At 57.9% G+C, this 6,562-nt stretch carries 5 protein-coding genes; 4 read left to right on the top strand and 1 reads right to left on the bottom strand.

Annotated features, from left to right (window positions below; translation table 11 throughout):
• The coding region (locus PVA19_RS18590; protein ID WP_274103798.1) for a porin at window positions 1-784 on the top strand (784 nt) is incomplete at its 5' end.
• 262 nt (window positions 785-1,046) lie between these two features.
• Complete coding sequence (locus PVA19_RS18585) at window positions 1,047-2,081, top strand: porin (protein WP_274103797.1); 1,035 nt, start codon at window positions 1,047-1,049, stop codon at window positions 2,079-2,081.
• A 296-nt stretch (window positions 2,082-2,377) separates the two neighbouring features.
• Here the strand turns inward: PVA19_RS18585 and PVA19_RS18580 are convergent, their stop codons facing one another.
• Window positions 2,378-4,453, bottom strand: coding sequence for a lytic transglycosylase domain-containing protein (locus tag PVA19_RS18580; RefSeq protein ID WP_274103796.1), 2,076 nt, complete (start codon window positions 4,451-4,453; stop codon window positions 2,378-2,380).
• A gap of 505 nt (window positions 4,454-4,958) precedes the next feature.
• Here PVA19_RS18580 and dapA point away from each other — a divergent pair.
• Window positions 4,959-5,843, top strand: coding sequence for a 4-hydroxy-tetrahydrodipicolinate synthase (gene dapA, locus PVA19_RS18575; protein WP_062438982.1), 885 nt, complete (start codon window positions 4,959-4,961; stop codon window positions 5,841-5,843).
• A 138-nt stretch (window positions 5,844-5,981) separates the two neighbouring features.
• Window positions 5,982-6,461, top strand: coding sequence for an SsrA-binding protein SmpB (gene smpB / locus PVA19_RS18570; RefSeq protein ID WP_062425680.1), 480 nt, complete (start codon window positions 5,982-5,984; stop codon window positions 6,459-6,461).
• Window positions 6,462-6,562 lie beyond the last annotated feature (101 nt).

Genomic DNA, 6,562 nt, shown 5'->3' with positions numbered 1-6,562 from the left:
TGATACTCGCACAGACACCGAGCTCGGCGCTCTGCGCGGCTTCATCGGCTTCCGCGGCAATGCTGACAACGGTTCTTCCGCTTCTTCGTCGGTATTCGTTGATCAGGCCTTCATCGAACTTGGTGGCCTGAAGGTCGGTAAGTTCTACAACTGGTGGGACGACGATCTCTCCGGCGAGACCGATCTGCTTTCTTCTAACACCCTGTTCAACTCCATTCGTTACTCCTACGACACCGGTGCATTCGCAGTTGGTCTCTCGGTTGACGAGCTGGAAGGCATCTCCTTCGGCAACGATGTCGCTCTTGGCAACGTTGACAACAACGTTGGCATCTCGGGCAGCATCGCCGGCAAGATCGGTGGCGCAACGGCTTCGCTCATTGGCGGCTACGATGTTGACCGTGAAGAAGGCGCTGTCCGTCTGATCGCAACCGCCGACATCGGTCCTGGTACCCTGGGTCTTGCTGGCGTGTATGCTTCTGGCGTGAACTCCTACTACGCTCTGTCCGAGTGGGCAGTTGCTGTTGAGTACGCGATCAAGGCAACCGATCGTCTGACGATCACCCCCGGCGCGCAGTGGCTCGGCAATGTCGCCGTCAAGAACCCAGCTGACGGCTACTCGATCGTCAATGCTGATTGGTCTAACAACGATGCTTGGACTGCTGGCTTGACCGTTGACTACAAGATCACCGAAGGTCTTTCGACAAAGGTTACCGCGAACTACTACGACGAAGACAATCGTCCTGACTTCTGGACCGGTTTTGTTCGCCTACAGCGTTCGTTCTAATCTGACCTGACTAGGTCAATTATGAAAACCCGGCTTTCGAGCCGGGTTTTTTGTTTTGATTGGAGCTGTGCCGCCTATGCAATTAAGGATGATCACATTTTGTTGTGCGCGGGCCACAGTTCCAAAGGAAGCAGATCGTAAGGTTTCCGAATTAACTCAATGCTTGTTGCATGGCCGTACGTCTTTGCATCTAATCAAGCTCAAGAAGCAACGCATGTTTGCAATTTGCCCGCTGCTTCTCCTGATTCGCTTGGAGATCGATATGCACATCAAGAGCTTTTTGTTTGGTGCCGCTGCTGCACTAGCAACCATGTCTAACGCGCATGCCGCCGACGCCATCGTCGCTGCTGAGCCTGAGCCTCTGGAATACGTACGGGTTTGCGACGCCTTCGGCGCTGGTTTCTTCTACATTCCAGGCACAGAGACCTGCCTGAAGTTCGGCGGTTACATCCGCTTCGAAACAGATTTTGGCCCTAACGAATCGGGACCGTCGGATTGGGATAGCTTCACACGCGCTCAGTTTGAAATGGACGTGCGGTCGGATACCGAACTGGGGGCGCTGCGAGGCTTCATCGGCTTCCGAGGCAATGCTGACAACGGTTCTGCTGCCTCTTCGTCAGCCTTTGTCGATCAGGCTTTCATCGAACTCGGCGGCCTGAAGGTCGGTAAGTTCTACAGCTGGTGGGATGACGATCTCTCCGGCGAGACGGATCTTCTCTCATCCAACACGCTGTTCAACTCCATCCGCTATTCCTACGATGCCGGCGCCTTCACGGCTGGTATCTCGGTTGATGAGCTGGAAGGTATCACTTTTGTTGGTGACACCAACAGCGACAATAACGTCGGTATCGCTGGAAGCCTTGCTGGGAAATTTGGTGGTGGCAGCCTGTCGCTCATCGGCGGCTACGATACCGATCGCGAGGACGGCGCTGTCCGCCTGATCGGTGCTTTCGATGTCGGCCCCGGCGCATTTAGCTTTGCTGGCGTCTACGCTTCCGGCGTCAATGCCTATTACGCGCTTTCGGAGTGGGCGGTTGTTGCAGAATACGCATATAAAGTCACCGACAAGCTGACCATCACACCTGGCGTTCAATGGCTTGGCAACGTAGCGACGAAGGATGCGGCATTCGACATCGTCAACACCGGCTGGTCCAACAATGATGCCTGGACCGCAGGTCTGACGGTTGATTACAAGGTCGTGGAAGGCTTCACCACCAAGGTAACGGCAAACTACTACGACGAAGAAAACCGTCCGGAATTCTGGACAGGCTTCGTTCGTCTTCAGCGCGACTTCTAATTTTAGGTACGACGCTATGACAAAGCCCGGCCTCGCGCCGGGCTTTTTGTTTTGGGAGGCTTGAATAGTTGGCCATTAATGGCCGGGCGGCGGATCAGCGTGTGTTTGCGGATATGAAAGCCGTCACGCTCCTCTTCGTCATATTGCGCTGAATGGCTCACAGGTTCATCGATTTGACGGGCGCCAGAATACGAAGCTCGTGTGCGCATCACGAATTACAATTGCAATGCGCTTCATTCCCTACGCAAGCGGCGGAATCATCGTCGGATGATGCGCGGATCAGGAATCCTCCACCCTCAACCTGCTCGGCCGTTGCGCAAATCGTTGACGATGTCCGCTTGCTGACCAAGCCGAGTTTTATAGACCTGATAGTTTTCCATCACCCGCTGAACGTAGTTGCGCGTCTCGGGGAACGGGATGCGTTCGATCCAATCCACAACCTCATCGATCGGTTTTCCGCGCGGATCCCCGTAGCGGGCGATCCATTCCGGCACGCGCTTCGGCCCGGCATTATAGGCGATGAAGGTGAGGATGTAGGAGCCGCCGAAGCTATCGATCTGCTCACCGAGATAGTGAGCGCCGAGCGTGGCGTTATATCCGGCGTCCGTGGTCAGTTTCGCTTGTGTGTAGGCCATGCCGTGGCGGCTCGCGACACCCTTGGCCGTTCCCGGCAGAAGTTGAAGAAGACCGCGCGCATTGGCAGGCGAAACGGCCGCCGGGTTGAAGGCGCTTTCCTGTCTGGCAATGGCGTAGGCAAGGGCCTTGCCCGATCCGGAAATATTGGCGCTCACCGGTATGACGCCGATGGGGTAGGCGAGGGCGGCGGCATCAATGCCGCGGCTGAAAGCCGTTTTGCCGATCTGTAAAGAGACCTGGTGATTGTTGTTACGCTCGGCGCGTGACGCAAGGATTGCCAATTCACCGGGGCTGTCGATCTGCTCCGCGAGCGCGCGGTAAATCCCGTCTGCGCGCCAGCTATAGCCCGCCGCCTCCAGCCGCTCGATGGCACGCACCGCTTCGCGGCCAGCAAAGCGATCGCGATCGGCAGCACTTGGCGAGGGGTAGGTGACGTTGAGGGTCGTCACGCCGATGCGTGCGGCGGCAAGCTGGCCGTAAAAAGTACCGGGATGAGATGCGGCCTTGGAGAAATAGTCGCGCGCCTGGCCTGGTCCGCCGGCCTCGGCAGCACGTCCAAGCCAATAATAGGCGCGGGAGGCGGAAAGAGGTCGATTGGACGCGGCAAGAAGGGCGTTGAAGTGCCGTGCGGCAAGTGCCGGGTCGTGCATCGCGCGTAGAGCGTACCACCCAGCATGGAACTCCGCATCTGCAACATCGACGGGCGAGGCTGCGGAATGATTGGCCACCACACGATAAGCGCCTTGGAAATCACCGAGATCTGCAAGTCCCCGGGCAATGATCCGGCGTTCGTTCCACCACTCTCCAGGATTGACAAGCTTGCCGCTCTCCTTCGGCGCGCGCGCCAGAAGCTTTGCAGCATCGTCGTATTTTTGCTGATGACGGAGGTTTTCGATCTGGGCGAAGAGATAGACAGGATCGTTGCGCCAGGAGGCTTCGACGGCATTCAACAAGGCCGGCGCATTGTTGGCGCGTTGAAGAACGGCAGCCCAGGCTTTGTACAGCGACTGCGCCTTGCCGAGATCGCCAAACCGCTTGGCCTGGCTCACACGGCTGCGATACATGAGGTAGTCCATCCGGGCCTTATGATCGGCGGGCGACAGGACGCCACCGAATTCGGCGATCACCCGATCTTCCAGATCGGTATCCATGCCTTCGCTCACCCACAGCTGGCGAATGAGTTGCTGGGCACGCTGGGCGTTGCCGGATGAGGTGAGCGCCTGAGCCAGCGCAATTGTGCCCTCCGGCGTTTCGGGTCTGGACGAAGCAAATGCGGTCAGCACCTGCGCAGCGGAGGGATTTTCCCGCAGCATCGCGCGTTCAGAATTGGCTCTTAGCGTAAAAAGGCCCGGCCAGCCTTCAAGCTCCCGTTGAGCGGCCGTAATTTCCGCCGAGGAAACGTCCCTCTGGCCGGATATGGCGATAGCCCAGGTCAGGATGTGGCGATCAAGACTGGTGGCCGGCAGGCTGTTGCGAATAGCAATTGCCCCACTGGCGTTTCTGTTGGACAGCGCGTCGAGGCCCGCTTTCAGTTGGGAAACGTCAACCGGGTTCGCGGGCCGGATGATCGAGCCTGTTACCTCAGGCGAAGCGGGCAGGAAGGCCGGAACGGCAGGGGCGTTGGGACGCGCGAAGGGCAGGGGGACGACACCTTCTGACGCCGGTCCCGCCCACGCGCCCCAAACGGTTGCGACCACGCCCGCTGCCATCAAACCAAAAACTGCTGTTTTCTTCATCCCTTACTCACCAGCGGACCATACCGAACACGATTGCAGCTCTATCTCAAAAGACACGAAGCTGTGCCTCAGAGCGCCGTGCGTCCTTTTGTATGCACTAAGGACGCTCCAACTCTTCGAAACGACGCATCGTGTTTTTTGCGAAAAGCGATTCCGATTTTCGGGCCGATGCTGTAGCGCCATCCGCGTTTCCTATCGCCCATGCGCGTGAAGCTCCGCAGAATGTCGCCCTTGTATCCATTAGCTGCTTGCAGCCTTAACGAAACCTTAAGCGAAGGCCTCGCATTCGATCAAATTTCGGTAACGCTGCGCTCACCAAACGCTCCAAACCAATCATCTGTGTGATGACGCTGGATGCCGGTCCAGGCCAAGAAACTATTTACGTTTCCTAGACGAAAGCCTCGGTTAAACGCTTGTGGGGCGACTGGCTCCCAACTAATGTGACAACCGTTTTAACCACGGAATGCGGCTGAAGCATGGACTGGCTTACCGCAAGGAGTTTTGCATGTTCAAGGGATCTATTCCCGCCCTGATTACGCCGTTCACCGCCGATGGCGCAGTGGACGAAACGGCTTTCGCCGCCCATGTGGAGTGGCAGATTGCCGAAGGCAGCAGCGGCCTTGTGCCCGTCGGCACCACGGGAGAGTCACCGACCCTGTCGCATGACGAGCATAAACGTGTGGTCGAGCTGTGCGTCGAGGTCGCGGCGAAGAGGGTTCCGGTGATTGCCGGTGCTGGCTCCAACAATACCAGTGAGGCCATCGAGCTTGCACTGCACGCGCAGGAAGTCGGCGCAGATGCGCTTCTGGTCGTCACGCCCTATTACAACAAGCCGACGCAGAAGGGGCTCTTCGCGCACTTCTCCGCTGTCGCGGAAGCGGTCGATCTCCCGATCATCATCTATAACATCCCGCCACGCTCGGTGATCGATATGACGCCGGAGACGATGGGTGCGCTCGTCAAAGCGCACAAAAATATCGTGGGCGTCAAGGATGCCACCGGCAAGCTTGATCGCGTTTCCGAGCAGCGCATCCATTGCGGCAAAGACTTTGTTCAATTGTCGGGAGAAGATGGCACGGCGCTGGGTTTCAACGCCCATGGCGGCGTCGGCTGTATCTCGGTCACTGCCAACGTTGCGCCCCGCCTCTGTGCCGAGTTCCAGGCAGCCATGGCTGCTGGCGACTACGCACTGGCGCTCGACTATCAGGACCGTCTCATGCCGCTCCATAGGGCCATCTTCATGGAGCCCGGCGTCTGTGGCACCAAATATGCGATCTCCCGGACGCGCAATGGAAGCCGCAAGGTCCGCTCGCCACTGATGGACACGTTGGAGCCATCGACAGAAGCGGCAATCGATGCAGCCCTCAAGCATGCAGGCTTGTTGAACTGAGCACGGCAAAGCGCCTGTGTGGATGTGATAAGACTGATGCGCGCAAGCCGCGCATCTTCACTTTCGGCCCTGGTTTGATTACATAAGCGCCGAAAGCCGCACATTACTCAATGTGCGGGCAGAGAAGTGGATCAGGATATGGCCCCCAAAGGCAGCCAGCGCATCGTAAACAAGGTCGTCGCGGAAAACCGCAAGGCGCGCTTCAATTACGAGATACTCGACACCTATGAGGCGGGGCTGGTGCTGACCGGCACCGAGGTTAAGTCGCTGCGCGAGGGCAAGGCCAACATTGCCGAATCCTATGCGTCCGACGAAGGCGATGAGATCTGGCTGATCAACTCGCACCTGCCTGAGTATCTCCAGGCGAACCGCTTCAATCACGAGCCCCGCCGCCGTCGTAAGCTGCTCCTCAACAAGCGGGAGATCAATCGTCTGCGTGCCGGGATCAACCGTGATGGCATGACCCTTGTACCTTTGAAGATCTACTTCAACGACAAGGGGCGCGCGAAGCTCGAACTGGCCTTGGCGAAGGGCAAAAAGCTCCATGACAAGCGCGAGACGGAGAGGGAGCGCGACTGGAACCGGCAAAAATCCAGGCTGCTGAAAACAGGCGGTTGAGGACAGCGTGCGGCTAACGTTGAGGCCGCGCCGATCGAGTCGCAGCCTCGCAGCTCGGCGTCTGTTTGTTAATAGATCATTATCTATGGCCGAAAGTTTAA

The sequence above is a fragment of the Agrobacterium sp. CNPSo 3708 genome, assembly GCF_028674915.1.
GTDB lineage: Bacteria > Pseudomonadota > Alphaproteobacteria > Rhizobiales > Rhizobiaceae > Agrobacterium > Agrobacterium cavarae.
Note: the sequence above shows the minus strand (reverse complement) of the source record. Positions and strands in the feature narration are given on the sequence as shown.

Excerpts from the sequence above, each read along its gene's own strand:
- smpB (WP_062425680.1), top strand. The coding sequence starts at position 5,982 with ATGGCCCCCAAAGGCAGCCAGCGCATCGTAAACAAGGTCGTCGCGGAA.
- dapA (WP_062438982.1), top strand. The coding sequence starts at position 4,959 with ATGTTCAAGGGATCTATTCCCGCCCTGATTACGCCGTTCACCGCCGAT.
- PVA19_RS18585 (WP_274103797.1), top strand. The coding sequence starts at position 1,047 with ATGCACATCAAGAGCTTTTTGTTTGGTGCCGCTGCTGCACTAGCAACC.
- PVA19_RS18580 (WP_274103796.1), bottom strand. The coding sequence starts at position 4,453 with ATGAAGAAAACAGCAGTTTTTGGTTTGATGGCAGCGGGCGTGGTCGCA.